Consider the following 830-nt stretch of genomic DNA (forward strand, 5'->3'; position numbering starts at 1 on the left):
CCCGCAAGGGCGTGGCCTGGCAGGTCGCCCCCGCCCCCCAGTGCATCCGCGCCAACGCCGCGACGTCCCGCCTCGTGCAGGGCGAGCGTGCCCTCGACGTCGTCGAGCTGGACGGCCGCATCGAGGTCTACGCGGACCGGTCCCGAGCCCTCGCCGACGCCCCGGACGCCGTCATCACTGAGACCGGCCCGGACCCCGTCGCCGAACTCGCCGGGCGCCTGCTGCGCGTCGTCCTGCCCCGCCTGGACCGGGAGGCCGCCAGCGCCACCCTGCACGCCCACGGCCGCGAGCAGATCATCATCGACGGGGCGCAGCACCTGAACGAGGTGGGGTTCTCCCTCATCGACCACGGCGCGCACGTGGACCCCGTCCGCCACTCCCTGGGTGTCGGCATCACCTGGACCGCGTCCAACGGCGCCGAGTGGGGCGTGTGGGTGATCAACGAGACCGGCACCCTCGGCGTGACGTACGAGGGCCCCGTGGGCGGCCTGTACGGCCTCCTGCCGGTCATGCTCCCCACGGCCGACGGACGGGAGCCCGCCGACGTCGGCAGCGCCTTCACGCGCCACCTGACGGACAACTTCCCGCAGCTCCGCCCGCTCAACGCCGACGAGGTCGAGTTCGGCGGCCACGAGCAGCCGGGCGGCTGGATCGCGCTTCCGGCGAAGGACGAGCCCACCGACCACGCGGACGACTCCCGCCTGGTCGTCGCCGAGTTCTGCAACCTCGGCGCCGATCTGCTGCTCTCCGCCGTCTCGCACCTGGTCTGACCCTCCCTCGCCCGGCCGCGCCCCCGACTGCTCTCGGGGGCGCGGCCCTCAGCCCCCAGG

At 74.6% G+C, this 830-nt stretch carries 1 protein-coding gene; it reads left to right on the plus strand.

Annotated elements, in window-relative coordinates; all coding sequences use genetic code 11:
* Positions 1–770: hypothetical protein (locus C1J00_RS45785; RefSeq protein WP_180989933.1), on the plus strand; the 770-nt coding region annotated here is incomplete at its 5' end.
* Positions 771–830 lie beyond the last annotated feature (60 nt).

The organism is Streptomyces cahuitamycinicus (assembly GCF_002891435.1).
In the GTDB taxonomy this organism is placed as follows: domain Bacteria; phylum Actinomycetota; class Actinomycetes; order Streptomycetales; family Streptomycetaceae; genus Streptomyces; species Streptomyces cahuitamycinicus.